The 23,864-nt window shown below is 71.4% G+C and carries 24 protein-coding genes; 9 read left to right on the top strand and 15 right to left on the bottom strand.

All coding sequences use genetic code 11. From position 1 onward, the window contains the following. The 5 genes from E1298_RS08705 to E1298_RS08685 form a co-directional block, all read right to left on the bottom strand. The coding region (locus E1298_RS08705; protein WP_131890854.1) for a hypothetical protein at nucleotides 1-981 on the bottom strand (981 nt) is incomplete at its 3' end. After that, nucleotides 978-1,208, bottom strand: a complete 231-nt coding sequence (locus E1298_RS08700) for a hypothetical protein (protein ID WP_131890851.1) — start codon at nucleotides 1,206-1,208, stop codon at nucleotides 978-980. The genes E1298_RS08700 and E1298_RS08705, both read right to left, overlap by 4 nt. A gap of 88 nt (nucleotides 1,209-1,296) precedes the next feature. Further along, a complete protein-coding gene (locus E1298_RS08695) occupies nucleotides 1,297-1,569 on the bottom strand; it encodes a WXG100 family type VII secretion target (RefSeq protein WP_131890848.1) in 273 nt (90 codons plus the stop codon). Between the two features lie 321 nt (nucleotides 1,570-1,890). Then, nucleotides 1,891-2,433, bottom strand: coding sequence for a hypothetical protein (locus tag E1298_RS08690; protein ID WP_131890845.1), 543 nt, complete (start codon nucleotides 2,431-2,433; stop codon nucleotides 1,891-1,893). Between the two features lie 43 nt (nucleotides 2,434-2,476). Next, entirely contained in the window at nucleotides 2,477-3,589 is a 1,113-nt protein-coding gene (locus tag E1298_RS08685) for a GTP-binding protein (protein WP_131890842.1), read from the bottom strand. 84 nt (nucleotides 3,590-3,673) lie between these two features. Between E1298_RS08685 and E1298_RS08680 the strand changes: the two genes are divergently transcribed. After that, nucleotides 3,674-3,922 carry a type B 50S ribosomal protein L31 gene (locus tag E1298_RS08680; RefSeq protein ID WP_131890839.1) on the top strand — a complete coding sequence of 83 codons (249 nt, stop codon included), beginning with the start codon at nucleotides 3,674-3,676 and terminating at the stop codon, nucleotides 3,920-3,922. 70 nt (nucleotides 3,923-3,992) lie between these two features. Here the strand turns inward: E1298_RS08680 and E1298_RS08675 are convergent, their stop codons facing one another. Beyond that, nucleotides 3,993-4,319 carry a hypothetical protein gene (locus tag E1298_RS08675; RefSeq protein WP_131890837.1) on the bottom strand — a complete coding sequence of 109 codons (327 nt, stop codon included), beginning with the start codon at nucleotides 4,317-4,319 and terminating at the stop codon, nucleotides 3,993-3,995. Nucleotides 4,320-4,332: 13 nt separating this feature from the next. Then, nucleotides 4,333-5,358: an SPFH domain-containing protein gene (locus E1298_RS08670; protein WP_243725459.1), complete on the bottom strand. Its 1,026-nt coding sequence runs from the start codon at nucleotides 5,356-5,358 to the stop codon at nucleotides 4,333-4,335. A 205-nt stretch (nucleotides 5,359-5,563) separates the two neighbouring features. Here E1298_RS08670 and E1298_RS08665 point away from each other — a divergent pair, with 205 nt between their 5' ends. Continuing rightward, nucleotides 5,564-7,333, top strand: a complete 1,770-nt coding sequence (locus tag E1298_RS08665) for an acetyl/propionyl/methylcrotonyl-CoA carboxylase subunit alpha (RefSeq protein ID WP_131890834.1) — start codon at nucleotides 5,564-5,566, stop codon at nucleotides 7,331-7,333. 219 nt (nucleotides 7,334-7,552) lie between these two features. Then, on the top strand, nucleotides 7,553-8,926 hold the full coding sequence (locus E1298_RS08660; RefSeq protein ID WP_131890832.1) for a hypothetical protein: 1,374 nt from the start codon (nucleotides 7,553-7,555) through the stop codon (nucleotides 8,924-8,926). Nucleotides 8,927-9,207: 281 nt separating this feature from the next. On the opposite strand, the gene E1298_RS08655 is transcribed toward E1298_RS08660, so the two are convergent. Continuing rightward, nucleotides 9,208-10,593 carry an NAD(P)H-quinone dehydrogenase gene (locus tag E1298_RS08655; RefSeq protein WP_131890829.1) on the bottom strand — a complete coding sequence of 462 codons (1,386 nt, stop codon included), beginning with the start codon at nucleotides 10,591-10,593 and terminating at the stop codon, nucleotides 9,208-9,210. Nucleotides 10,594-10,686: 93 nt separating this feature from the next. Here E1298_RS08655 and E1298_RS08650 point away from each other — a divergent pair, with 93 nt between their 5' ends. From E1298_RS08650 to E1298_RS08640, 3 genes are all read left to right on the top strand, one after another. Further along, on the top strand, nucleotides 10,687-11,139 hold the full coding sequence (locus tag E1298_RS08650; protein WP_131890867.1) for a gamma-glutamylcyclotransferase family protein: 453 nt from the start codon (nucleotides 10,687-10,689) through the stop codon (nucleotides 11,137-11,139). A 109-nt stretch (nucleotides 11,140-11,248) separates the two neighbouring features. Further along, nucleotides 11,249-12,049 (top strand): purine-nucleoside phosphorylase, encoded by an 801-nt coding sequence (locus tag E1298_RS08645; RefSeq protein ID WP_207944512.1) that lies wholly within the window; start codon nucleotides 11,249-11,251, stop codon nucleotides 12,047-12,049. Between the two features lie 14 nt (nucleotides 12,050-12,063). After that, complete coding sequence (locus E1298_RS08640; RefSeq protein ID WP_131890824.1) at nucleotides 12,064-13,698, top strand: phospho-sugar mutase; 1,635 nt, start codon at nucleotides 12,064-12,066, stop codon at nucleotides 13,696-13,698. Nucleotides 13,699-13,755: 57 nt separating this feature from the next. On the opposite strand, the gene E1298_RS08635 is transcribed toward E1298_RS08640, so the two are convergent. The 4 genes from E1298_RS08635 to E1298_RS08620 all read right to left on the bottom strand — a co-directional run bounded on the left by E1298_RS08635 (nucleotide 13,756) and on the right by E1298_RS08620 (nucleotide 16,957). Continuing rightward, entirely contained in the window at nucleotides 13,756-14,400 is a 645-nt protein-coding gene (locus E1298_RS08635; RefSeq protein ID WP_131890821.1) for a PH domain-containing protein, read from the bottom strand. 7 nt (nucleotides 14,401-14,407) lie between these two features. Next, a complete protein-coding gene (locus tag E1298_RS08630) occupies nucleotides 14,408-15,499 on the bottom strand; it encodes an adenosine deaminase (protein ID WP_131890818.1) in 1,092 nt (363 codons plus the stop codon). 89 nt (nucleotides 15,500-15,588) lie between these two features. Next, nucleotides 15,589-15,969, bottom strand: coding sequence for a bleomycin resistance protein (locus E1298_RS08625; protein WP_131890815.1), 381 nt, complete (start codon nucleotides 15,967-15,969; stop codon nucleotides 15,589-15,591). Between the two features lie 103 nt (nucleotides 15,970-16,072). Continuing rightward, nucleotides 16,073-16,957 carry a S1 family peptidase gene (locus E1298_RS08620; protein ID WP_165975371.1) on the bottom strand — a complete coding sequence of 295 codons (885 nt, stop codon included), beginning with the start codon at nucleotides 16,955-16,957 and terminating at the stop codon, nucleotides 16,073-16,075. A 401-nt stretch (nucleotides 16,958-17,358) separates the two neighbouring features. Here E1298_RS08620 and E1298_RS08615 point away from each other — a divergent pair, with 401 nt between their 5' ends. Beyond that, complete coding sequence (locus E1298_RS08615) at nucleotides 17,359-18,417, top strand: S1 family peptidase (protein ID WP_131890810.1); 1,059 nt, start codon at nucleotides 17,359-17,361, stop codon at nucleotides 18,415-18,417. 140 nt (nucleotides 18,418-18,557) lie between these two features. Here E1298_RS08615 and E1298_RS08610 read toward each other — a convergent pair whose 3' ends face one another. From E1298_RS08610 to E1298_RS08600, 3 genes are read right to left on the bottom strand one after another with little or no spacing between them, the layout of a single operon-like run. Further along, a complete protein-coding gene (locus E1298_RS08610; RefSeq protein ID WP_131890807.1) occupies nucleotides 18,558-19,805 on the bottom strand; it encodes an NAD(P)/FAD-dependent oxidoreductase in 1,248 nt (415 codons plus the stop codon). A gap of 22 nt (nucleotides 19,806-19,827) precedes the next feature. After that, nucleotides 19,828-21,441: a multicopper oxidase family protein gene (locus E1298_RS08605; protein WP_131890805.1), complete on the bottom strand. Its 1,614-nt coding sequence runs from the start codon at nucleotides 21,439-21,441 to the stop codon at nucleotides 19,828-19,830. Beyond that, nucleotides 21,434-21,898, bottom strand: a complete 465-nt coding sequence (locus tag E1298_RS08600) for a hypothetical protein (RefSeq protein ID WP_243725458.1) — start codon at nucleotides 21,896-21,898, stop codon at nucleotides 21,434-21,436. Before E1298_RS08600 ends, E1298_RS08605 begins: the two co-directional genes overlap by 8 nt. A gap of 129 nt (nucleotides 21,899-22,027) precedes the next feature. Here E1298_RS08600 and E1298_RS08595 point away from each other — a divergent pair, with 129 nt between their 5' ends. Together E1298_RS08595 and E1298_RS08590 are read left to right on the top strand one after the other, a co-directional pair. After that, on the top strand, nucleotides 22,028-22,927 hold the full coding sequence (locus E1298_RS08595; protein ID WP_131890802.1) for a LysR family transcriptional regulator: 900 nt from the start codon (nucleotides 22,028-22,030) through the stop codon (nucleotides 22,925-22,927). Nucleotides 22,928-23,120: 193 nt separating this feature from the next. After that, nucleotides 23,121-23,828 carry a helix-turn-helix domain-containing protein gene (locus tag E1298_RS08590; protein WP_131890799.1) on the top strand — a complete coding sequence of 236 codons (708 nt, stop codon included), beginning with the start codon at nucleotides 23,121-23,123 and terminating at the stop codon, nucleotides 23,826-23,828. Nucleotides 23,829-23,864 lie beyond the last annotated feature (36 nt).

Genomic DNA, 23,864 nt, shown 5'->3' with positions numbered 1-23,864 from the left:
GTGGGTCAGGAGGGCCTGGGAGGCGGCCTTGCCGGAGGCGGCGGCCGCTTCGAAGAGGGGGGCGAGGAAGTCGGTCTTGCGTTCGCCGGGGATGGGCTTGGTCGTGGACGGGTCCAGGGCGTTACCGAGGCCGTACTCGCCGGTAAGGTCGGGCAGGGGCGCCTGGCCGAGGGATTTCCGGAGACCGGTGTCGTAGGCGATCATGTCGTTGCCGACGACGTCGATGAAGTGGGCGGAGAAGCGGGTGCCGCTGCTGGAGCCGATCAGGGTGGCCAGGGACTGGTAGCCGGACGTTCCGTTGGGCGGCGTGCTGAGCGGCGGGAAGTTGGCACGGCCCGCGGTACGCAGGGCGTTGAGGTATTCGCCGCCGACGTAGCCCTTGCCGTTCGGGTCGGTGGCGAGGGCGAGGGCGCGGCCGAGGAGGGCGAGGGTCGCCCTGGTGTCGGCGGCGTGGCGCTGGTCTCGGTCGCCCACGATCCGGAACGTGAGGGACATCGGGAGCTTGACCAGTGCCCGGGCACCGAGCGATTCGATCAGCGCCCTGGCGAACATCGGGGTGATGTCGTCCGGCTGGATGCCGCGCAACGCCGACTGGGCGGAGGCGTCACCGGACGCGGCGCGGCGGAACAGTTCCGCGGCGCGGCGGCCGTCGGCGTAGGCGACCTGGTCGGTGTAGCGGTCGGGGAGCGTGAGGTAGGTACCGTCGGGGCGGCAGACGGTGAAGGCGAGCTTCTGCCGATCCAGGTCGTGGACGAGTAGGTTCCGCCTGCGGAGGTCGGAGGCGGCCTGGCCGGCCCAGGCGGCGATCCTTTTGATCTCCATCGCGGGGGCGGTGCTGACCCCGGCGCCGTTCAGGGCCTGCCACAGTTCGTCGGCCAGTTGTTCCAGCCTGGGCGCCGCCTGTGTCATCTGCTGGGTCATGTGCTCGAACTGCGCGAGCTTCACGCCGCAGGTGTCCGGGCCGGGCCAGTCGTCCTTCACTGGCGGAGCTTGTCTTGGACGAGTTGGAGGGCCTTGCGCAGTTCGGCGTGGAGGGCCGCGTCGTTGCGTTCCAGCTTGCCGGCGAAGCCGTGGGACGAGGTGCCGCCGACCCAGGCGTGATCGTCCATGGCCTTGCGGGACGAGGTGAACGTGTGCCAGTGCTCGTCCGAGAGGGTCTGGATACGGCTGAGGATGAATTGCAACAGGACGGCGTCGGCTTCTTTCACGCCGCTCCTCCGGAGTCGCCGACGGGGGAAATGGTGCGGGCCCCGACCTCGGGGGGATGGGCCGGGACCCGCGGTCTGTGGGGAGGCGTCAGCGGGTGGCGGCCTCGATGTTCTGCTGGGACTTCTTGATGTCCTGGCTGCCCTGCTCCAGGGCGACGGCCATCTTGTCGAAGGCGGTCTTGGCCTCGGCCCACGCGGACCGGAAGCGGTCGGCGCCGGGGCCCCACCAGGCTTGGGAGCTGCTCACCGTGCGGCCGTTGAGGTCCTTGATCAGGGCATCGAGGTTCTTGGAGTGCTTGCTGAAGATCCGGGAGAGCTCTTCCAGCTCGCCGATGTTGGCGCCGCGCTTGTCACCGCTCATCGCTCGACCTTTCGTCGCCCGCCTGCGCGGACTTGGCTGGAACGTTTTCGGGCCATGCGTAAAGAATGGCGACAGCCTACGCCCGTCCGATCACCCGAATCCAGCGGTGCCCAGCGAAACCTCTTCCGAAACGGCCACATTCCAACCATCTGGGGATGACCGGATGTGGACACCAATCGTTGCGGCGGGGTGACGCTCCGCAATCCCGTGACCTCCTTCATTACTGTGCGTCAAGGGATTTTCAGAGCGAGGCCCCGAATCAGGCGGACGGCACATTCTCGGCGAACGCGGGGACACGTGGAAGGGGAAAGCGCAAGGGGCTCAACGGGCGGGGAGGTCCGGGTCGTTGACCGGGCGGGCGGCCGGGTCGAGGACGTGCTCGCCGACGAGGGTGATCTCCTCGCCCCGGGCGCGGAACTCGAACCGGCGGCGGACCGACTGGGTGAGCTTGCCGCTGTCGTAGCGCACCTCGGTGTGCTCGACGGCCTCCAGCGTGATGCGGTCGCCGGTCCGGACGGCCTTGCCGCCGTCCAGGCGGGTGCGGGCGCCGGTGTAGGCGGGGCCGCCTTCGACCGGGGCGCGGTTGCGGGTCTCCAGTTCGCGGACGGCCCGTTCCTGGACGCCGGCGACCCGCGGGGAGATCCGGACGCCGAGGATCTCCGCGGGCGGGCGGCGGTCGCCGTGCCGCTGCTGGACGAGGGCCTGCGAGCGGCGGTCCAGCAGGGTGCCCGCGGCGACGGTGAGCTGCCGGGTGGTGTCGGCGTCCAGCGTGGGGGCGGCGTCGCGGAAGGCGGACGCGGAGGGCAGCAGCGTGCAGCCGGCCACGGCGACCGCCAGGCCGGCCCGGGTCCATTGGCGAACCATCGGCCTCCTCCGCAGAACAGAGGCGAAGATACACCGGCCGGGCTCAATCGAGGACCCCTGCGAAGGGGTCGGCATAGGTCTCCCAGGTCGTGGAGCCGGCGAGCATCTCGTCCTCGGTGAGGAGGCAGCCGTCCAGGACGGCGAACAGGGCGGCGCGGTCGAGGGCGGGGCCGGTGAACGCGATGAGCTGCGTGCGGTCGCCGATCTTGGGGCGCCAGTCGAGCGCGGCGGCGATGCGCCGGGCGGGCGGCTCCCGCGTCCAGGCCGCCCGGGGACGGGCGGCGAGCCAGGGGCCGTGGTCCTCGATCGCGAGCAGCCCGGCGGCGCAGTCCCAGGACAGCAGGGTGTTCGGACGGTTGGCGATCCAGAAGCGGCCCCTGCTGCGGACGGCGGCGGCGGCGAGGTCGCGCAGGGCGTCGTGGAGGCGGGCCGGGTGCAGGGGCCGGAGCCGCCGCCAGACGACGGTGGCGACGTCGCCCGAGTCGCGGTCGCAGGGCAGCCGGACGGTCGCCGGGGACACCTTGGCGGCGAGGTCGTCGGCGGAGACCGGCCCGGTGGGGCAGAGCAGGTCGTCGAGCGCCGTCACGGGGGTGCCCGCGCCGAGGTGCTCCAGGACGGTCCGTGCGGGCTCGGGCGCCGTGCCCTCGCCGAGGACCAGGCCCGACGCGTACTCGATCTGCCGGGCGAGCGTCTCCGCCACATGCCGCTCGTCGGTCGCGGCGGCGGTGAGCGCGCGGGTGGCGAGCCGGTCGCGGCAGCTCAGATCGTCCAGGAGGGCGCCGGGGTCGACGGCCGTGAGGACGGCGGCGAGCCGCACGCCTGTGACCTTGCTCACCTCGGACGCGATGGCGCGGGGTTCGACGGATCCCCACGTCTCCACGACGAGGAGCCGGGCGTCGGCGGCGAGGCCCTCGATGGCGGGCTGGACGTCCTCGCGGATCGTGCAGGACGCGCACCCGTGGGCGATCGGGACCTCGGTGCGCTCGCGGATGCCCCAGGCGTCCAGGACGACGCGGTCGACGCGGCCCTGGGGGAATCCGCGCAGGTCGTGATGGACGGCGACCGCGTGCGGGGTGGACGTCAGGAGCCGGCGCACGGTCTCTCCGCGGGCCTCGGCGTGCAGGCCGGACACGATGGCGACGGGGATGCTCGGCACTCGCTCCTCCTGGAATGAAAACGGTTATCGTTATGTTTACACCGTCGAGGACCTGAGAAGCCACCCCGTCCGATCGGAGGAACGATGAAGAACATCCATCCGGAGTACCGTCCCGTCGTGTTCCGCGACCGCGGCGCCGGCGTCGCCTTCCTGACCCGGTCGACGGCCGTGACCAGCCAGACGATCGAGTGGGAGGACGGCCGCGCCTACCCGGTGGTGGACGTGGACGTGTCCTCGGCGAGCCACCCGTTCTACACGGGCAAGAACCGCGCGCTGGACTCCACCGGCGCGGTCGAGAAGTTCAACCGCCGCTACAACCGTCCGCGGAGCTGACGGCCACCGGCCCGTCGGCACCGCGAAGGCCCGCACCCCGAAGGGTGCGGGCCTTCGGCATGGACGAGGGTCAGTCGGCTTCGCTGCCCAGGGCGGCCACACGGGAGCGGGCCTGGGCCATGGCGTCGTGGTAGCGGATCTCCCAGTCCGGAGCGTCGTCCGGGATGGCGGCGATCGTCTGGCGGCCGTGCTCGGTCACCAGCCCGGCCGCGTCCCGCGCGACGTGCCGGACGATCACGGTGGTCACGCCGCCGGACGACTCGGTGTCGGCCTCCCAGCGGACCTCGGGAGGCGTCCGGCGCCGTCCGTCCGGCGAGAGGCCGCCGAGCGCGTAGAGCACCAGGACGATCACGACGGCGGCCAGCGCGAGCATCGCCAGGAGGACCAGGAACCTCATGACCGCCTCCTCGTCACCGCCGCGGCAGGAGCGACCCGTTCGGGTTCCCCGGCGCGTAGACCGTGATGCCCTGGGGGAGCGCCTTCAGCTCCTCGATTCTCGCGCAGGTCGGGCACTTGTTGTAGCCGTCCTGGCGGGCCTTGTTGGCGGCGGCCTCGGCCCTGGCCGTGGCGACCTTCGCCTGGGCCTCGCTGACCTGGGCGAAGGCGGCCTGGGCGCGGTCGACCGCGTCCTGCACCTTCTCCGGCAGCGTGACCCGGACCAGGTTGAAGTGGATGTTGGTGACGAACCTGCCGCCCAGCGTCGACTGCAGGTCCGCGGCCAGGCTGGTGTTGATCGCGTTCTGGACCTTGGCGATGTTGCCGTTGTTGCTCTCCGGCACCACGGCCCCGGTGCGGGCGTTGCGCTGCTGCGGGGGCGCGGAGGCGTTCTGCACCAGGGCGCAGGACGAGACCAGCTCGGCGCAGCGGAAGCTGTTGACCTGGCTGCGCAGGTCGTTGTCGATCACCGGGCGGACGATCTGGTCGAGGAACGCCGACCAGCCCTTGTCGCCGTCGAACGGGGAGTAGGTCTTGCCGTTCGCGCTGCGGAACTTGCGGGTGCCGTACTTGTCGTCGAACTCCTTGAGGGACTGGTGGTCCTGGTTGAGGGTGAAGTACAGCGTCCCCTCGATGCCCATGTTGACGCCGTCCGAGCTGGGCACGGTGACGACGTCCACGCCGGACTCGTCGCCCTTGTCGGCGTCGGAGGTGATCGTGTAGAAGCGCTGCTGCGCCGGGTACTTGTGGACCTTGGAGTACAGGCCGACCCAGGTGCGTCCGGAGCCGGGGTCGATGACCTGGCGGATCTTGTTGTTGTCGAAGAAACCGCCGTTGCGAACGACCGCGATCTCGCCGCCGCTGGTGCGCTCGTAGCCGCCGAGCAGGGCGCTCAGCACAGGCAGGACCACCACGGCCAGGATCACCGCGATGGTGATCGCGGTGCTCCTGCGCGGCGCGCGCAGTCCCGACATCGCGCCGGAGGTCTCCTTCTTAGCCACGGCCAGCTCCTCTCCCCGCCCGGGCCGTTCGGCCCCCGGGTTCCTGATCAGACGGACGGGAGTCTGGCGCGGATCCGCCCATCCCGGGGCCTTATCGATCAGAACTACGGTTCTTCGGGCGAATCCGTCCATAAGGAGGGGCTTACGAAATCCCGGAAGGGTGACTATCTAGACTGCCCGGTGCGAGGTTAGGGAGGAGACCCACGTGCGCAAGGTCCTGATCGCCAACCGCGGTGAGATCGCGGTCCGTATAGCCCGTGCCTGTCGCGACGCGGGGCTGGCCAGTGTGGCGGTGTACGCCGAGCCGGATCTGGAGGCGCTGCACGTTCGGGTCGCCGACGAGGCGTTCGCCCTGGGCGGGCGGACCGCGGCCGAGAGCTATCTGGACATCGGCAAGCTTCTGAAGATCGCGGCCGAGTCCGGCGCGGACGCCGTCCACCCCGGCTACGGGTTCCTGGCCGAGAACGCGGGCTTCGCCGCCGCGGTGCAGGACGCCGGCCTGACCTGGATCGGTCCGCCGCCGGCGGCGATCACCGCGCTGGGCGACAAGGTGCAGGCCCGGCACATCGCCCAGAAGGTGGGCGCGCCGCTGGTCGCCGGCACCAAGGACCCGGTCTCGGGCGCGGACGAGGTCGTCGCGTTCGCGCGCGAGCACGGCCTGCCGATCGCCATCAAGGCGGCGTTCGGCGGCGGCGGGCGCGGCCTGAAGGTGGCCCGCACCCTCGAAGAGGTGCCCGAGCTGTACGACTCCGCCGTGCGCGAGGCCGTGGGCGCGTTCGGACGGGGCGAGTGCTTCGTCGAGCGCTACCTGGACAAGCCCCGGCACGTCGAGACGCAGTGCCTGGCCGACCAGCACGGCAACGTCGTGGTCGTGTCGACCCGCGACTGCTCGCTGCAACGGCGGCACCAGAAGCTGGTCGAGGAGGCCCCGGCGCCGTACCTGTCCGAGGCGCAGCTCGAACTGTTGTACGGCTCGTCCAAGGCCATCTTGAAGGAGGCCGGGTACGTCGGCGCGGGGACGTGCGAGTTCCTCGTCGGCCAGGACGGGACGATCTCGTTCCTGGAGGTCAACACCCGGCTCCAGGTCGAGCACCCCGTCACCGAGGAGGTCTCCGGGATCGACCTCGTCCGGGAGATGTTCCGCGTGGCGGACGGCGAGGAGCTCGGCTACGGCGACCCCGAGCTGCGCGGGCACTCCATCGAGTTCCGCCTCAACGCCGAGGACGCCGGGCGCGGCTTCCTGCCCGCCGTCGGCACCCTGACCGCATGGGAGCCGCCGACGGGCCCCGGGGTCCGCCTGGACGCCGGCTACGGCGCCGGGCAGACCGTCCCGCAGGCGTTCGACTCGCTGATCGCCAAGCTGATCGTCACCGGCGCGACCCGCCGACAGGCGGTCGAGCGGTCGCGGCGGGCCCTGGCCGAGTTCGTGATCGACGGCATGCCGACCGTGCTGCCCTTCCACCGGGCCGTCCTGGACGATCCGGCGTTCGTCCCGGCCGACGACGACGAGCCGTTCTCCGTCCACACCCGGTGGATCGAGACCGAGTTCGACAACCGGATCGAGCCCTACCCGGCCCCCGCCCCCGGGGACGAGGCGGACGAGGGCGAGCGGGAGCGCGTCACGGTCGAGGTCGGCGGCCGGCGCATCGAGGTCGTCCTGCCCGCGGGCCTCGGCGCCTCCGCGGCCCCGGCGGCGGGCACGTCCGCGCCGGGCAGGCGGCGCGCCGGCACGAAGGCCGCTGGCGCCCAGGCGTCCGGCGACTCCCTGGTCAGCCCCATGCAGGGCACCATCGTCAAGATCGTCGTCGAGGACGGCGCGACCGTGGCCGCGGGCGACGCCGTCGTCGTCCTGGAGGCGATGAAGATGGAGCAGCCGCTCACCGCGCACAAGGCCGGGACGATCACCGGCCTGTCCGCCGAGGTCGGCCAGACGGTCTCCAGCGGCGCCACGATCTGCGAGATCAAGGACTCCTGACCGGGCGCCGTACCCGCCGTGGCGAGACGGGAGGACGCCTCCGGGCGGTCCTCCCGTTTCCCGTATGCGGCGGATGCTGCGGTCCATGGCGGTGCGGACGGTTTCCCGGCGCCTGACGGGGCAGGGTTCATGGTCAGCGGGCTCCCCGGTGAGGGCCGGGTCGCGGAACGAGTCCTCGCCCTCGGACGTCATAGCTGTTAAAGGGGGCAAACAGACATCATGAGCTCCGAGACTCCGACCATCCGGGCGGCCCGCCGCGGCGCGTTCCCGGCGGCCGTCGCCGCCGTCCTGCTGGCGCTCACCCTCACCGCACCGGCCCACGCCACCGCCGCGTCCGCCCAACCGGCCGCCGCGGCCGTGGCGGGCGCCCGATCGGCCGCCCCGCCGCTGAACGACACCGTCGGGCAGATCGCCAAGGGCCTCATCGACTCCCGGCTGTACGTGACCACCGAGACCGGGTCGCCGCTGTCCCCGGCGGACCAGGAGCAGGTCAAGGCCGCCCTCGGACGGGACGGCGACGCCGACATCCGCGCCGTCGTGGTACGCAACGACATCAGCAAGATCGAGGTCGGCCAGACGCTGCGGGCCGTCGCCGACCGCGTCGGCAAGGGCCAGACGTACGTGGCCGTCACCGCCGACGGCCGGCGGATGGGCGGGATCTCCAAGAAGCTCGACACCAAGGAGATCAACCAGATCACGACGCGCACCAACGGCGCGTCGCTGAAGGACCGGCTGATCCAGTTCGGCGACCTCGCGGAGAAGAAGGTCGACGACAAGGCCCGGTCGAAGGCCGTCGCCGGGTACGCGACGCTCGGCGTGCTGATCCTGCTGGTGGCGGCGGCCGCAGGGGTGTTCCTGGTCGTCCGCCAGCGGCGCCGGACGCGCCAGGCGCAGCAGATGGCCGATCTCAAGACGGGGGTCGAGGAGGACGTGACGCTCCTCGGCGAGGACATCGCGCGCCTGGATCTCGACGTCATGGACAAGGATCTCGACCCCGACACTCGCGCCGACTACGAGCGCGCCATGAACTCCTATGACAGCGCCAAGACGGCGACCGAACGTGCCGCCAAGCCCGAGGACATGCAGACCGTCACGACCGCCCTGGAGGACGGCCGCTACTACATGACGGCCACGCGCGCGCGGCTGGCCGAGGAGCCCATCCCCGAGCGGCGGGCGCCGTGCTTCTTCAACCCGCAGCACGGGCCGTCCGTCCAGGACGTCACGTGGGCGCCTCCGGGGGGCGTGGCGCGATCCGTCCCGGCGTGCGCCGCCGACGCCGAAGCGGTACTGAACGGGGTCGACCCTGACGTGCGCATGGTCCCGTATGGCGGTGGGCGCCGTCCGTACTGGGACGCCGGACCCGCGTACGCGCCGTACGCCGGCGGCTACTACTACGGCTACGGCGGCATCGACCTGCTCAGCGGCATGATGATCGGCACCATGCTCGGCTCGATGATGGGCGGCGGCTTCGGCGGGGGCTACGGCGGCGACATGGGCGGCTTCGGCGGCGACGGAGGCGACATCGGAGGCGGCTGGGACTTCGGCGGCGGTGACTTCGGCGGCGGCGGGGGCGGTGACTTCGGCGGGTTCTGAAGGTGTTCAAGCAATCCCGGCCCAAGGCGCTCGCCTAGCGGCTCGCGCCTTGACCGTGCTTGTGCGAGCGCGAATCGCTTCGCGATCTTCCCGGGGCTGCTCGCCTTCGGCTTCGCAGCCCCGGTCAGGTCGCGCGCTCGCGCGACCGTTGAGGTCGTTGGGCCGGATCGCGTCTCATATGCGTGTTCCGACATGAAGCGGCGGGACGCCTTGGTTTCGTCCCACCGGTCAGGTCGTGCGCTCGCGCGATAATCGAGGTTGGCCGCTGGGCCGGGTCGCGTTTAGTACGCGTGTTCTGACATGAGGCGGCGGGACGCTTCGGTGATGCTGCCCGACAGGGACGGGTACACCGCGAAGGTGTGGGCGACCTGGTCGACGGTCAGGTGCTGCTGGACGGCGATCGACACGCCCAGGATCAGTTCGCTCGCGCGCGGGGCGACGATGACCCCGCCCAGGACGATTCCGGTGGACGGCCTGCAGAACAGCTTCACGAAGCCGTCCTCGAACCCCTGCATCTTGGCGCGCGCGTTCGTGAACAGCGGCAGCATGACCGTCCGGGCGTTGACGTCGCCGGAGTCGACCATGTGCTGCGTCACGCCGACCGAGGCGACCTCGGGGTCGGTGAAGATGTTGGAGGAGACCCAACCGAGCTTGAGCGGCTGGACGGCCTCGCCGAGCGCGTGCCACATGGCGATGCGCCCCTGCATGCCCGCGACCGAGGCCAGCATGAGCACGCCGGTGCAGTCGCCGGAGGCGTAGATGTGCGGGACGGTCGTCCGCGACACCTTGTCGACCTCCACGAAGCCGCGCGCGTCGCAGCGGACGCCGATCTCCTCCAGGCCGATGCCCTGGGTGTTCGGGACCATCCCGACGGTCATCAGGCAGTGCGTGCCCTCGACCTTGGACCCGTCCTCCAGCGTGACGATCACGCCGTTGCCCGACCGCTCCACCCCCGCGGCCCGGGACCGCGACATGACGTTCATCCCCCGGCGCAGGAAGACCTCTTGCAGGACGGACGCGGCGTCCGCGTCCTCGGTCGGCAGGATCCGGTCGCGCGAGGACACCAGCGTGACCTTCGAGCCCAGCGACAGGTAGGCCCCGGCCAGCTCGGCCCCCGTGACGCCGGAGCCGACGACGATCAGCTCCTCGGGCAGCTCGGGCAGGTCGTACAGCTGGCGCCAGTTGAGGATGCGCTCGCCGTCGGGCTCGGCGCCGGGCAGGACGCGCGGCGTGGCGCCGGTCGCGAGCAGGATGATGTCGGCCCGGATACGGCGCTCGCCGACCGCGACGACGTGCGGCTCCACCAGCCGCGCCCCACCCCGGACGATCTTGACCTCCTCGTAGGCGAGCCGCTCGGCCACGTCGAACGACTGGGCCCGCGCGAGGTCCTTGACGCGCTTGTTCACGGTGGCCATGTCGGCTTCGAGGCCGCCGACGATCCCGTCCGGGCCGCCGGAGAAGCGCAGGCCGAGGCCCGCCGACTCGGACATGACGGCCATGCGGGTCGAGGTGGCGATGAGCGTCTTGGAGGGCACGCAGTCGGTGAGCACGCAGGCGCCGCCAGGGCCGTCGCGCTCCACGACGGTCACGTCGGCGCCGAGCTGCGCCGCGACGAGAGCGGCCTCGTAGCCGCCAGGGCCTCCTCCGATGATCACGATGCGGGTCACATCTTCCATTGTTTCCTACTCGCGGCAGTGAACCGTCCCGCTAACGCGGCTTCGGCGCCGACGCGGGAAAAGGGTGGCGTACGCTTGGCCAACGTGGCTCTGTACGCGGCATACGCCTCCAACATGGATCCCGAGCAGATGGCGAGCCGGGCTCCGCACTCCCCTATGCGCGGCACGGGCTGGCTCACCGGCTGGCGGCTGACCTTCGGCGGGCAGGACAAGGGCTGGGACGGCGCCCTGGCGACGGTGGTCGAGGACCGGTTCGAACAGGTCTTCGTCGTGATCTACGACGTGCCCGCCTGGGACGAGACGGAACTCGACGCCTGGGAGGGCGCCGAGCTGAACGTCTACCGCAAGATCCGGATCCGGGTGCAGACGCTGGACGGCGACGCGCTGTGCTGGCTGTACGTCCTGGACGACTACGAGGGCGGGCTGCCGTCCGCCCGCTATCTGGGGATCCTGGCGGACGCGGCGGAGAAGGCGGGCGCGCCCGACGACTACGTCAAGGATCTGCGCGCTCGTCCCTGCACGTCGCTCGGCGACTAGCGCGTCTTTTTGGATCTACATCCAGCCGCGCGCCGCTCACGGCGGCCGGGGTCCGTAGGAAACACTCTAGTTCGTTGAGCTGGGGGATCTCGCCTGTAATGTCGGCGACGTGAGTAACGACGCCTTTGCACTGGCGCGGGCCGCAGCGGACGAGCTGCGCGCGCGCACTTCCATCGACTCCTTCGACGTCGCCCTGGTGATGGGCTCCGGCTGGGTCCCCGCGGCCGACGCGCTCGGGGAGCCCGTCGCCGAGCTCCAGGTCACCGATCTGCCCGGGTTCGCGCCGCCCGCCGTGGAGGGCCACGCCGGGCGGATCCGGGTCGTGGAGGTCGGCGGCCGCCGGGCCCTGGTGTTCCTCGGCCGGACGCACCTGTACGAGGGGCGGGGGGTGGACGCGGTCGTGCACGGCGTCCGGACGGCGCTGGCGGCGGGCGTGGAGACGATGGTCCTGACGAACGCGGCGGGCGGGCTGCGGCCCGAGCACCAGCGCGTGGGCGACCCGGTGCTGATCTCCGACCACCTGAACCTGTCGGGGGCGAACCCGCTGACCGGGGCGACGTTCCTGGACCTGACGGAGGCGTACTCGGGACGGCTGCGGACCCTCGCCAAGGAGGTCGACCCGACGCTGTCGGAGGGCGTGTACGCGGCGTTCCGCGGCCCGACCTACGAGACGCCCGCCGAGATCCGCATGCTCCGGACGATGGGCGCCGACATGATCGGCATGTCGACCGTCCTGGAGACGATCGCGGCCCGCCAGGGCGGCGCGGACGTGCTCGGCGTGTCGCTGGTCACCAACATCGCGGCCGGGCTGTCGGACGAGCCCCTGGACCACGAGGAGGTCCTGGAGGCCGGACGCGCCTCCGCCGGCCGGATGGGCGCCCTGCTCGGCACCGTCCTGACCAAGCTGTGAGACGCTCCGAAGCCATGGACGATCTTCGACGGGACGCCCGGGAGTGGCTCGCCCAGGATCCCGATCCGGGTACCCGTGCCGAGCTCCAAGCCGTCCTGGACGCGGGCGATGAGCAGGCCCTCGCGGACCGCTTCGGCGCGCGGCTGGAGTTCGGTACGGCGGGGCTCCGGGGCGAGCTGGGCGCCGGGCCGAACCGGATGAACCGGGTGACGGTCATGCGCGCCGCCGCCGGTCTCGCCGCGCGGCTCCCCAAGGGCGGCCGTGTGATCGTCGGGTTCGACGCACGGCACGGATCACGGCAGTTCGCCGATGACACGGCGGCCGTCCTGACCGGCGCCGGGCTCCGCGCGGAGGTCTTCGCCGGTCCCGTCCCGACCCCCGTCGTGGCGCATTTCGTGCGGACGTTCGAGGACGTGGTGGCGGGCGTCGTGGTCACCGCCAGCCACAACCCGCCGCGTGACAACGGCTACAAGGTGTACTGGGACGACGGCGCCCAGATCGTCCCGCCGCAGGACGCGGAGATCTCCGCCGCCATCGACGCGGTCGGACGCGTGGACGAACTGCCGCTCGGCAAGGACTGGCCCGTCCACCACGACGCCGGCCTCTACCTGGACGCGGTGACGGGCCTCCGCCTCGGCGACGCCCGCGACATCTCGATCGTCTACACGCCTTTGCACGGCGTCGGCCGCGACGTCCTGCTCCGCGCGTTCGACCGGGCCGGTTTCCCCGCGCCCGCCGTCGTCGCGGAGCAGGCCGAGCCCGACCCCGACTTCCCGACCGTGGCGTTCCCCAATCCGGAGGAGCCGGGCGCGCTCGACCTGGCCCTGGCCCTCGCCGCCGCCCGTGGCGCCGACCTGGTGATCGCCAACGACCCGGACGCGGACCGCTGCTCGGTCGCGGTGCCCACCCCGTCCGGCTGGCGGGCGCTGACCGGGGACGAGGTCGGCGGCCTGCTCGCCGAGCATGTCCTGCGGCACACCTCCGGCGACGACCGCCTGGTCGCGACGACGATCGTCTCGTCGTCCCTGCTCGGCTCGATCGCCCGCGCGCACGGCGTCCGGTTCGCCGAGTCCCTCACCGGCTTCAAGTGGATCATGAAGGCGGGGGCGCCCGGCGACCGCCTCGTCTTCGGCTACGAGGAGGCCCTCGGCTACAGCGTCGGCGACGACCGGGGCGTCCTGGTCGACGACAAGGACGGGATCGGCGCGGCCCTCGCCGTCGCCGCCCTGGCCGCCGAGGCGCGGCGGAACGGCCGCACCCTGCTCGACCTCCTCGACGACCAGGCCCGCCGGTACGGGCTGCACGCCACGTCCCAGCTCTCCGTCCGCGTCCAGGACCTGTCGCTGATCACCGCCGCGATGGCGCGGCTGCGCGCCGACCCCCCCGCCGAGCTGGGCGGGCGCGCCGTCGAGTCGTCCGAGGACCTGTCCCTCGGCGCGGACGGCCTGCCGCCCACCGACGGCCTGCGCCTCCGCCTCGCTGGCGGGGCACGGGTCGTGATCCGCCCGTCCGGCACGGAACCGAAGCTCAAGTGCTATCTGGAGGTCGTCCTTCCCGTGGACGGGGACGTCGCCGCGACCCGGGCCCGCGCCGCCGCCGAGCTGGACGCCCTCCGGACCGGCGCCGCCGCCGTCCTCGCGCTGGGCTGACGACGACTCCCTCGGCTGACGAGGGGACTCCCGCTCGGTTCACGGCGGGCCTCGCGCTCAGTTGACGAGGGCCGCGACCGCCAGCACGACCAGCGCCACCAGCGGGATCGCCAGCGACGCCAGGGCCGGGAGGGCCCACGAGATCGTCCCGGTGGTGGACGAGGCATCCGCCTTGGCGGCCGCGGCCTTGTCCGGCGCGCCCGACCTCGTCCGCGGACGGTGACGGTCGCGGATCTCGTTCAGCTGCTGCGCCGCGTACGCCGCCGGTGTCCGGCCCTTCAGATGGGCGCCGGGCACCTTGCTCCCCTCGTCCCGCCGCGCGCGCGCCTCCGCCTTGGCCTGGGCGCGCGGCGAGGTCTGGTGCACCCACGCCCGCGCTTTCAGCTCCGCCCCGTCCGGCCCGGCGAACCGCACCACCACCGCGTGCGTCCCCTGGATCTCCCGGACGGCACGCCACGGCGCCCGCACGTCCCGCAGAGGGTTGCGGAGCGTGACCGCCTCCTCGTCCCCCAGGATCGCCGGCCGCAGGCCCATGGCGTACGCGAGCCCGCAGCCGAGCAGCAGCAGAACCGCGATGGTCGCCGTCGTCAGGTTGTAGTGGGTGTCGCCGGTGAGGCCGAACGCCAGATCCGCCAGGTTGAGCGCGGCGAACACCAGCCAGGCGTACGCGGCGACGCGCCCGCCGGTGGAACGAATGGTCATGGCACGATCATGCCAGTGGACGGGCACCGCTCCACTTGAGCTGGGCGAAACCGGGCTTGATCACCCCATTGATCAGTTCGAGCCGGTCGGTGAACGGCGCGAACGCCGACTTCATCGCGTTCACCGTGAACCACTGGAGGTCGTCCCACCCGTATCCGAACGCGTCGACGAGCTTCGCGAACTCCTCCGACAGCGTCGTCCCGCTCATCAGCCGGTTGTCGGTGTTCACCGTCACGCGGAAGCTCAGCCGCCGCAGCAGCCCGATCGGGTGCTCCTCGATCGACTTGGCCGCCCCCGTCTGGATGTTGGACGTGGGGCACATCTCCAGCGGGATCCGCTTGTCCCGCACGTAGTCGGCGAGCCGTCCGAGCCTCGGCGTCCCCCCGTCCACCTCGATGTCGTCGATGATCCGGACCCCGTGCCCCAGCCGATCCGCGCCGCACCACTGGATCGCCTGCCAGATCGACGGCAGCCCGAACCCCTCGCCCGCGTGGATGGTGAAGTGCGCGTTCTCCCGCTGCAGGTACTCGAACGCGTCCAGGTGCCTGGTGGGCGGGTACCCGGCCTCGGCCCCCGCGATGTCGAACCCGACGACCCCGGCGTCCCGGTACCGGACGGCCAGCTCCGCGATCTCCATGCTCCGCGCCTGGTGCCGCATCGCCGTCACCAGCGCCCCGACCCGGATCCCGTGCTCGCGGCGCCCGCGCGCGAACCCGTCCAGGACGGCCTCCACGACCTGCTCCAGCGTCAGCCCGGCGCTGACGTGCTGCTCGGGCGCGTACCGGACCTCCGCGTAGACGACCCCGTCCTTGGCCAGGTCCTCGGCGCACTCGTAGGCGACCCTGGACAGCGCCTCGGCGGACTGCATGACCCCCACCGTGTGGGAGAACGTCTCCAGGTACCGTTCCAGCGACCCGGAGTTCGACGCCTCGGTGAACCATGTCCGCAGGTTGTCGGCGTCCATGGTCGGCAGATCCCCGTACCCGGTCTCCCGGGCCAGATCCACGATGGTGGCGGGGCGCACCCCTCCGTCGAGATGATCGTGCAGCAGCACCTTCGGTGCGCGCCGGATGTCGTCCAGTGTGGGCCGATCGCTCATCTATAGAAACTACCGCCGTCGCGAGCCGCGCAGTGGCGTCCAGGGGGCCCAGTCGTCGTCGACGACGGGAGACGTGGCTGGAGACCGCGTCAGGAATCGGACGAGAGCGAGCTGCCGATGCGCAACAGGTTCCCGCTGCCGTCCACGAGCGCGAATTCCCGCATCCCGTAATCGGTGTCGACAGGCGCCACCAGTCGGCTCCCCGTGGCCGGGTCGGTGGCCACCCCGATCTCGTCCCATGCGCGGTACAGGGCGTCCGCGTCACGGACGTTCACATAGCAACTGGCGGCCGTGGTCAGCGGATCGTGGTCGGACTCGCGCGAGAAATGCAACTCCACGCTCCCCCGGACCACGATCAGGTATCCGTGCTCCGGCCACGACCCGCGCGCCTCGAACCCGAGCCGCGCATAGAAGCCAAGGGTCTCGTCCAGATCCCGGCTGGGCAGTATGGGTACCGCATACTCCTCCATACCCGCGACCGTAGCCTGCCCCTCTGACACTCCCCCAGCTGGCGTCCGGAGGACGACCAGCCGGGGGAACCGGGCGTGCGGCCAGTGCCCCCGCGAGGGTCTTCTAGGCCGCGGACGAGATCACGCTGTTGATCCATTCCCGGTGTGCGGGGACGTCGGTGTAGATGCCCATCCCGCTGCGGCAGTTCGGGGGCTCGTTGGGCTCGCCGGGGTCCGGGGGCGCGACCCTGACCCGGCTGAACGCGCCGATGAGCTTCCAGCCGGCGGCCGTGCGGCGCAGCAGCGGCCCGCCGGAGTCGCCGAAGCAGGGACCGGCCTTGGTCTCGGGGTTCCCGGTGCAGACCTCGGAGGCCGGATCCATGGGCCTCACGATGTTGGTGCAGGCGTCGGGCTGCCGGATCGCCGAGTCGAGCTGCTGCAGCACCACGGGCTGGTCCTCCAGGCCGCAGCCCACGCTGGCGCATCCCCATCCCAGCAGCCGCACCGGGGTACCGGCGGGCCGCCGGACGTCCAGCGGGACCGGCGCGCCGGACACGGGCCGGTCGAGCTTGAGCAGCGCGATGTCGTGGGTCGCCGAGTCGCCCTCGGGGTGCGCGACGAGCCGCTCAATCCGGCGGGTGGTCCCGCCTTGGTCCTTGCGGAGGCTGCCGATGCGCAGCTGAGCGTCCTCGGGCTTCCTGACGTCCCAGCAATGCCGGGCGGTCACCACCCATTGGCTGGTGATCAGGCTGCCCCCGCAGAAGTGCCCCTCCCGGGTCTGCAGCGACACCATGAACGAGTACGGGCCGGTCGCGTCCTCCCCACCGATGATCATGGTGGACGCGGTGCCGCCGGGCCGGGGCGGGACGGGTTCGGCCAGAGCGGACGGCGCGGTCAGGCCGAGCCACAGCAGCGCCACGGCGGACGCGGCCAAGGCCAGGCGGAGAGAGCGCGCGGCGGCCGTCCCTCCTGCGGCGGCCCTCGTGGTGATGGACGTTCTTGAGCTCACAGATCCTCCTGAAAGGGCGGGAGCGGAGGAAACGCGTTCGGCTCCCGGACAAGGCGACCATCCGTTGATGATCGTGCGTCTCGACGCTAGGAGCCCGGGCGCGTGCGGACGATCCAGCCAGCGCGCCGATTTCCGGTACAGCGGGCTATACGGAGCGCATGGCCTGGCGCTTTTCGCCTGATATCGGCGCGGGCCTTCGGCGATTGTGCGCATTGATAATGCACTGAAATTTCAGTTGTGGCTTAAAGCTGGTTACTGACAGCTCGCCGACGTACCTTACTGTCACACGTCATCTTTCACGCGGGCCCGCACCGGCGGGTTCGCGTGGTCAGGCGCGTGCCCCCCGCAACCCGAGTTGCCGCCCACGCCTACCGGCGATCGGTGGCGAAAGGTGGACCAGAGTGAACCGTGGAATGCACCTGAAACGCGTGGCCACCCCACTGCTGAGTGCCGCGGCGCTGATCACCCTCCCTGCGTTCGGGACCGTTTCCGCGACGGCCGACACGCACTCGGCCGGAACCGTCCGGCAGGCCCAGCTCCCGCAGGAGAAGCTGGCCGACCGGCTGACCGGCCGGCTCGGCTCCCAGCACGCGGGCTCCTACATCGACGGCACGGGAAACCTCGTCGTCAACGTCACCAGCGCGGCCGCCGCCCGGCAGGTCACGGCCGCCGGCGCCAAGGCCCGGATCGTCGATCACGGCATCCGCCCGCTGACCGACTCCAAGACCAGGCTCGACCGCCTCGCCGGGACCAAGGGCGCCGTCGGGCTGACCTGGGGCATCGACGTCGTCTCCAACACCGTCGTCGTGAGTGTGCCGAAGAGCGACAACGACGCCGCCACCAAGGCGTTCGTGAAGCGCGCCACGTCCATGGGCAAGACCGTCCAGATCAAGCGCGTGCCGGCCGCACCGCGCCCGATGGTCGCGCCCGGCGACGCGATCATCTCCGGCGGCGCGCGGTGCTCGGTCTCGGCCATCGGCGTCAAGGGCGGGACGGACTACCTCGTCACCGCCGGGCACTGCACCAAGGCGTACGCCACCTGGACGACCAGGGACGGCCAGAGCATCGGCAGCCGGGACGTCAGCAGCTTCCCCGGCAACGACTACGGCACGATTCAGGTGACCAACACCTCGTTGCAGAACAACAACGCCCAGCTGACCACGGTCGGCCGTCCGGCGGTCGGCTCCCAGATCCAGAAGAAGGGCTCCACGACCGGCACGACCTCCGGGACGATCCGCGGCTACGACCGCACGGTCAACTACCAGGAGGGCACGGTCACCGGCCTGATCGAGACCACCGCCTGCACCCAGCCCGGTGACAGCGGCGGCTCGCTGCAGAGCGGCACCACCGCGGTCGGGATCGTCTCCGGCGGCACCACCGGCGCCTGCCGGGCCAACTACCAGTCCTACTTCCAGCCGCTGGACGAGGCACTCCAGGCCGGCGGCCTCACCCTCAAGTAACCCGGCTCCCGTGGGGCTCCCGGTTCGCCGGGAGCCCCTCTCCCTGTACGTGGCCGAGTTGCCGCAGCCGTGAGCAGACGTCGACGACTCCCCAGGCCTCGGTGGCTGTCGGCGGGCAGACGTCGGCCATGGCACACCGTTCAGAGTGCGCGGCTCGGCGCGCTCGGCAGGAGATCCGGCAGTGGTGTTCCGGCGTCGGCGAGCCGTCGCGGGTCGGCGGGGTGCGCGGCGGCGACGAGGGCGCGGAGATGGTCGGCGGCGCCCCAGTTGTCGATGGTCATGGCGGCCACGGGCGTCGCGCCGTCGAGCCAGAAGGCGGTGAATCCGGGGGCATCGGGTTCGCCGCGGGTGACGACGCGGTCCCAGCGCGTCGGGTACCCGACGTATTCGAGCGTGGAGCCGTACTGGGTCGAGAAGAAATAGGGCACGTGATCGATCGTCACGGGCTTGTCGAGCAGGGTGGCCGCGGCGGCGGTGCCGTGGACCACGGCATTGTCCCAGTGCTCGATCCGTACGGGATTCAGGTAGCGCGGATGCTGGTGGCGGGCGACGTCGCCCGCGGCCACGGCCGCCGGGTGCGAGGTGCGCAGGTGCCGGTCGGCGAGGATGCCGCCGTCGACGCGCAGGCCCGCAGCCTCGGCGAGCTCGGTGTTGGGGACGGCGCCGACGCCGACGATGACGAGGTCGGCGGGGATCCGGCGGCCCTTGATCGTTCGGACGGCCTCGACGGCGTGCGTGCCGAGGACGGCCTCGACGCCGTCGCCGGTGAGCAGGTCGACGCCGTGGTCGCGGTGCCGGCGCGCGAACAGCCCGCCGATCTCGTCGCCCAGCACGGTGTACAGCGGCGTGGGCAGCGGGTCGATGACGGTGGTGCGGTTGCCGAGGGCATGGCTGGCGGCGGCGAGCTCGGAGCCGAGCCATCCGGCGCCGACGATGACGACGTGGTCGGCTGCGCGCAGGGCCTCGCCAAGGTGCTCGCTGTCATCGCGGTCGCGCAGGTAGTGGACCCCGACGAGGCCGGCGCCCGGCACCTGGAGGTTCCCGGCACGGGAGCCCGTGGCGATCAGCACCCGCGAGAACGCGAACTCGGCGGCGCCGGCGGTCCGCACCCGCCGGGCATCGAGGTCGAGGACGGTCGCCGGGGCGCCCAGGGCGAGGGTGATGTCCTGGTCGGAATAGAACCGCGGCTCCAGGACGTCGAGTTCCCGGGTCTCGGTGGTGCCGAGGAGGTAGCCCTTGGACAGCGCGGGACGCTCGTACGGCAGATGAGGCTCGTCGCCGACAAGCGTGATCGGGCGGTCATAACCGTGGTCGAGACGAAGTGCCTGCGCCGCTTTGGCTCCGGCGAGACTTGCTCCAACAATGACGATGCCAGGATCGGCGGACATGATTGCTCCTTAATGCGCGGCGTCAGACGATTTCAAGATTGGCCATCATTCCCATGTCCTCGTGTTCGGCGTTGTGGCAGTGGAAGAGAAAGCGCCCGCGATAGCCGTCGAAACGGGTGATGATCTCCACTGACTCGCCCGGCCGCAACGACACGGTGTCCTTGAGGCCCGCGTCGTGGGGCAGCGGCCGCCCGCCGCCGCGCGCGAGCACGCGGAAGCCGACCAGATGCAGGTGGACGGGATGGTGCACGTCCGCGACCAGCCGCCACACTTCGACCTCACCGAGACGGACGGTCACGTCGGTACGGGCGGGGTCGAACGGCTTCCCGTCGATCAGCCATCCATGACCGCCGTGCATCCGTCCGGCGCGAAAGGAGATCTCGCGCACCCTGGCGGCGTCCGACCGGCGCCAGGCCGGCAGATCCCTGGAGAGGACGCGCGGGATGCGGCTCTTGTCGGTGTCCTTGCGCGCGACCCGGAAGGCCATCACGTCGCGGGTGCGCCCGGAGCCCAGCCGGTTGACGACCCGGACGCGGCCGCCGACCGGGACGCCGGCGAAATCGACGATCACGTCGTACCGTTCGGCCGGCGCCATCGGCAGGAGCCGGTGGGTGACCGGCGCCGCGAGCAGGCCCTGGTCGGCGCCGACCTGGACGAGATCGAGCCGGCGCCCGTCGCCCGTGACCGCTTCGAGTTCGTAGTGCCTGGCGTTCGAGGCGTTCAGGATGCGCAGCCGGTACCGCGCCGCGTCGACCTCGTGCACGGGCCACGGGGCGCCGTTGACCAGGATCACGTCCCCGAGGACTCCGGCGAGAAAGGCCCCGCGAACGCCCGGCCGCTCCCGCAGGCTCGGGTCGAGCGCGGGGTAGTCGAGACGGCCGTCGGCGGCGAACACCCGATCCGCGATCATGAGGGGCAGCTCCCGCCGCCCCGCGGGCAGGCCGAGCGCGTCCTCCGCGTCGTCGCGCACGATGTGCAGTCCGGCGAGGCCCCGCCAGATCGCGGGGCCGGTGAAGTCCATCCGGTGGTCGTGGTACCACAGCAGCGTCGGCCGCTGGTCCAGCGGGAACGCGTAGTCCCGCGTCAGCCTGGTCACCGCCGCCCGCGGATCGTGCATGCCGTGCCCGCCCATGCCGTGCCCGCCGTGGCCGGTGCGCGCGGCGTCCGGCCACCCCTCGGGCAGGACGAGATCGGTCGGGTACCCGTCGGCGCTTGCCGGGGTCCGTCCGCCATGCAGATGCACGACGGTCGGGACGGGCAGCTCGTTGCGATGCCTCACGGTGATCGGACGGCCGCGACGCGACTCGATCGTCGGCCCCGGGAAGGTCCCCCCGTACGTCCACATCGGCGTCCTGATACCGGGCAGGATCTCCACGGCCGCCTCGCGCTGGGTGATCTCGTAACGGTCGGCACCGCCCGAGGTGCCGACCGGCGCGAGCACGGCGGGGATCGGCAGCGGCACCTGGAACGCGGGCGGCAGCGGCACGGCGCTGCGCAGTTCGTCACCGGTGACCGGCGGCCGGCGGGCCAGCCCGGCCGCGGTCGACAGCCCGGTGACCGCCGTCAGCCCCAGCGCCCCGCCGATGCCCAGTGCCTGGCGCCTGGTCACTCCACGGGCACGTCCCTGCTCACTCATCGCCGTCCCCTTCCTGCGCGGTCGTGGCCCGCACCCGCTCGCGCCGTTGGAGGGGCCGGCGCCATACGGCGATGAACACCACGGCGAGCGCGACGATGGTGATCACCCCCAGCGGCAGATGCAGCCAGAGCGCACCGTCCATCCCGGCGAAGTACTGCACCGTCTCGGCGACCACCAGGGCCAACGTGACAAGGAACGGCCAGCTCTGACGCAGCCGGACCCAGACCACGATCGCCGCGATCAGCTGCACGTAGCCGACGGAGGTGGTGACGTTGGCGCCGGCCTCGTGCCAGCGCAGGCCGTCGTAGTCACCGCTCAGGAACACGCCGGCGAACACCGGCTGGCCGAAGATCGCAACCAGGTGCACGCTGACGACGGCCCGCAGTACCCACCCGCTGAGCCTCCTGCGATGCGCGACCGGCAGGGCCGGACGGAACTTGTCGGCCGCGGTGGCCATGGCCGTCCTCCTCACGCTTCTCGATTCGGGATCGCCACGACACTATGATCGGCGAGTTATTCTGTCTAAGATCAATATTGCTATGCAGTTATCACGCTGCAGGCATGACCTCAGTTGGAGGAGAGGGCCGTGGACCTGAACACGCTCAGGCAGTTCCTGGTGGTGGCGCGGCTCGAACACCTCAGCCGCGCAGCCGACGAACTGCGCGTCGCCCAGCCGTCGCTCAGCCGCACCATCGGCCGCTTGGAGAACGAACTCGGCACCCCGCTGTTCGATCGGGCCGGCCGCCTCCGGCTGAACGACACGGGCAAGCTCTTCCGCGACCACGTCGAACGCTCCCTCGGCGAACTCGACGCGGGACGGCGAGCCGTCGCCGAGGCCACCAGCGAAGGCGTGGGCACCGTGAGGCTGGCGTCGGAAACGTTCCTCACCCTCACCGGACCGCTGGCGGCCTACAAGCGGGCACATCCCAGCATCGAGGTCGAACTCCTCTGGACGCCGGCCGAGGACATGGCCCGCCGCCTGCGGGCCCAGGACGTGGACCTGTGCGTCGCCTCACAGCCGATCCACGCCGAGGGCCTGGAGTCGGTCCAACTGCACGACGAGGCGGTGTGGGTGGCCACGCCGCTCGACCATCCGCTGGCCGCCCGTACCTCGGTGAGCATCGAGGAACTCGCCGACCAGCCCTTCGTCACCGCCCGCAAGGGACACTGGCAGCGCAGGCTCCTCGACCGCCTCTTCGCCGACAGAGACCTCACCCCGAAGATCGTCTGCGAAGGCGACGAACCCAGCGCCATCGCCGACCTGATCAGCGCCGGACTCGGCATCGGCCTCGTCCCCTCCATCGCGCGACGCACCGCCACCCGTCCCCCCGGGGCCTGGATCGCCGTCGACGACCCCGGCTGCCGCCGCAAGCTCACCCTCTACTGGGGCACCGACAGCCACCTGTCGACCGCCGCCCGCCTGATGCGCACCACGATCACCAGCTGGAACTGGATCACCAGCGAACCCCAGGAAAGACGCAAATGATCGCCCCCCGTCCAGCATCCGGATAAAGAGACGCGCACCAGGGCATTGCGGGCCGCCCCGGCGGCACCAGAGGCATGGACGAAACACCGGCGTGAGCGAACCGATCACGCCCGGTTGTGGACACCGGCGCCACGGCCGTGGACATTCACTCGTCAATGGCGGCGGCCGCTTCTACGCTGGGCAATGAAAGCCCGTGGACACGTTGAGACGGCTGTGGACGGGAATGGTCGTGGACATTGCGCCTGGCACTCAGGATCTGGACCTGGCGGCGGTCGCCACCGACGCCGAACTGGTGGCGAGGCTACGGATGCTGCGGGCTCGGGCCGGGAAGCTGAGCCTGCGCGATCTGGAGTTCAGGGCGCGCCGCGCCGGCCTGCATCTGACCAGGACCACCGCCAGCAAGATCCTCAACGGGGACCGCGCCCCCACCAGGGACGAGCTGATCGCGCTGGTGCACGCCTGCATGGTCTCAGCCGAAGACCTCGGGCCGTGGGTGGCGGCCTGGGAACGCATCGCCGGCGGCGGGACGCACGCCATGGAACTCAACCGCCTGCGCGAGCAGGTGCGCCGGCGGACGCTTGCGCAAACCCGCAAGGACAAAGCCCAACTGGCCGCCGAGGTCCAAATCCTGAAAGAACAGGCGGACAGTCTGAGAGAACAGATGATCGCCGCTGAACAACGACTCCGATCCGCAAAGCCGAAGACACGGCCTTCTACCCGCCGCGCGCTGACAGCAGCGACGCTGGCTCTGGTGCTGCTGGCAGGAACCACCGGAAGCGCAGTCGCCCTGCCCACCTTCCGGTCCCCGCTGCCGCCAGGTTGCGGTGGGAACATACCGGGCCTCAATGGCTGCGGCGGGAACCTGCGGGGCAATATTCCGGATTTCGCGGGGGAGCCGTAGATCCGCCGAGTCGCAACACTTTCGCTGACCTTGCGC

This window comes from Actinomadura rubrisoli (assembly GCF_004349215.1).
GTDB classification, from domain to species: domain Bacteria; phylum Actinomycetota; class Actinomycetes; order Streptosporangiales; family Streptosporangiaceae; genus Spirillospora; species Spirillospora rubrisoli.
The sequence above is the reverse complement of the archived record's forward strand: the minus strand, read 5'-3'. Positions and strand labels throughout refer to the sequence as shown.

What these genes read in the sequence shown, in the direction of transcription:
- E1298_RS08605 (WP_131890805.1), bottom strand. Translation starts at nt 21,441, where the DNA reads ATGAGTGAGCAGGGACGTGCCCGTGGAGTGACCAGGCGCCAGGCACTG.
- E1298_RS08600 (WP_243725458.1), bottom strand. Translation starts at nt 21,898, where the DNA reads ATGGCCACCGCGGCCGACAAGTTCCGTCCGGCCCTGCCGGTCGCGCAT.
- E1298_RS08660 (WP_131890832.1), top strand. Translation starts at nt 7,553, where the DNA reads ATGAGCTCCGAGACTCCGACCATCCGGGCGGCCCGCCGCGGCGCGTTC.
- E1298_RS08635 (WP_131890821.1), bottom strand. Translation starts at nt 14,400, where the DNA reads ATGACCATTCGTTCCACCGGCGGGCGCGTCGCCGCGTACGCCTGGCTG.
- E1298_RS08680 (WP_131890839.1), top strand. Translation starts at nt 3,674, where the DNA reads ATGAAGAACATCCATCCGGAGTACCGTCCCGTCGTGTTCCGCGACCGC.
- E1298_RS08610 (WP_131890807.1), bottom strand. Translation starts at nt 19,805, where the DNA reads ATGTCCGCCGATCCTGGCATCGTCATTGTTGGAGCAAGTCTCGCCGGA.
- E1298_RS08640 (WP_131890824.1), top strand. Translation starts at nt 12,064, where the DNA reads ATGGACGATCTTCGACGGGACGCCCGGGAGTGGCTCGCCCAGGATCCC.
- E1298_RS08695 (WP_131890848.1), bottom strand. Translation starts at nt 1,569, where the DNA reads ATGAGCGGTGACAAGCGCGGCGCCAACATCGGCGAGCTGGAAGAGCTC.
- E1298_RS08630 (WP_131890818.1), bottom strand. Translation starts at nt 15,499, where the DNA reads ATGAGCGATCGGCCCACACTGGACGACATCCGGCGCGCACCGAAGGTG.
- E1298_RS08690 (WP_131890845.1), bottom strand. Translation starts at nt 2,433, where the DNA reads ATGGTTCGCCAATGGACCCGGGCCGGCCTGGCGGTCGCCGTGGCCGGC.
- E1298_RS08675 (WP_131890837.1), bottom strand. Translation starts at nt 4,319, where the DNA reads ATGAGGTTCCTGGTCCTCCTGGCGATGCTCGCGCTGGCCGCCGTCGTG.
- E1298_RS08625 (WP_131890815.1), bottom strand. Translation starts at nt 15,969, where the DNA reads ATGGAGGAGTATGCGGTACCCATACTGCCCAGCCGGGATCTGGACGAG.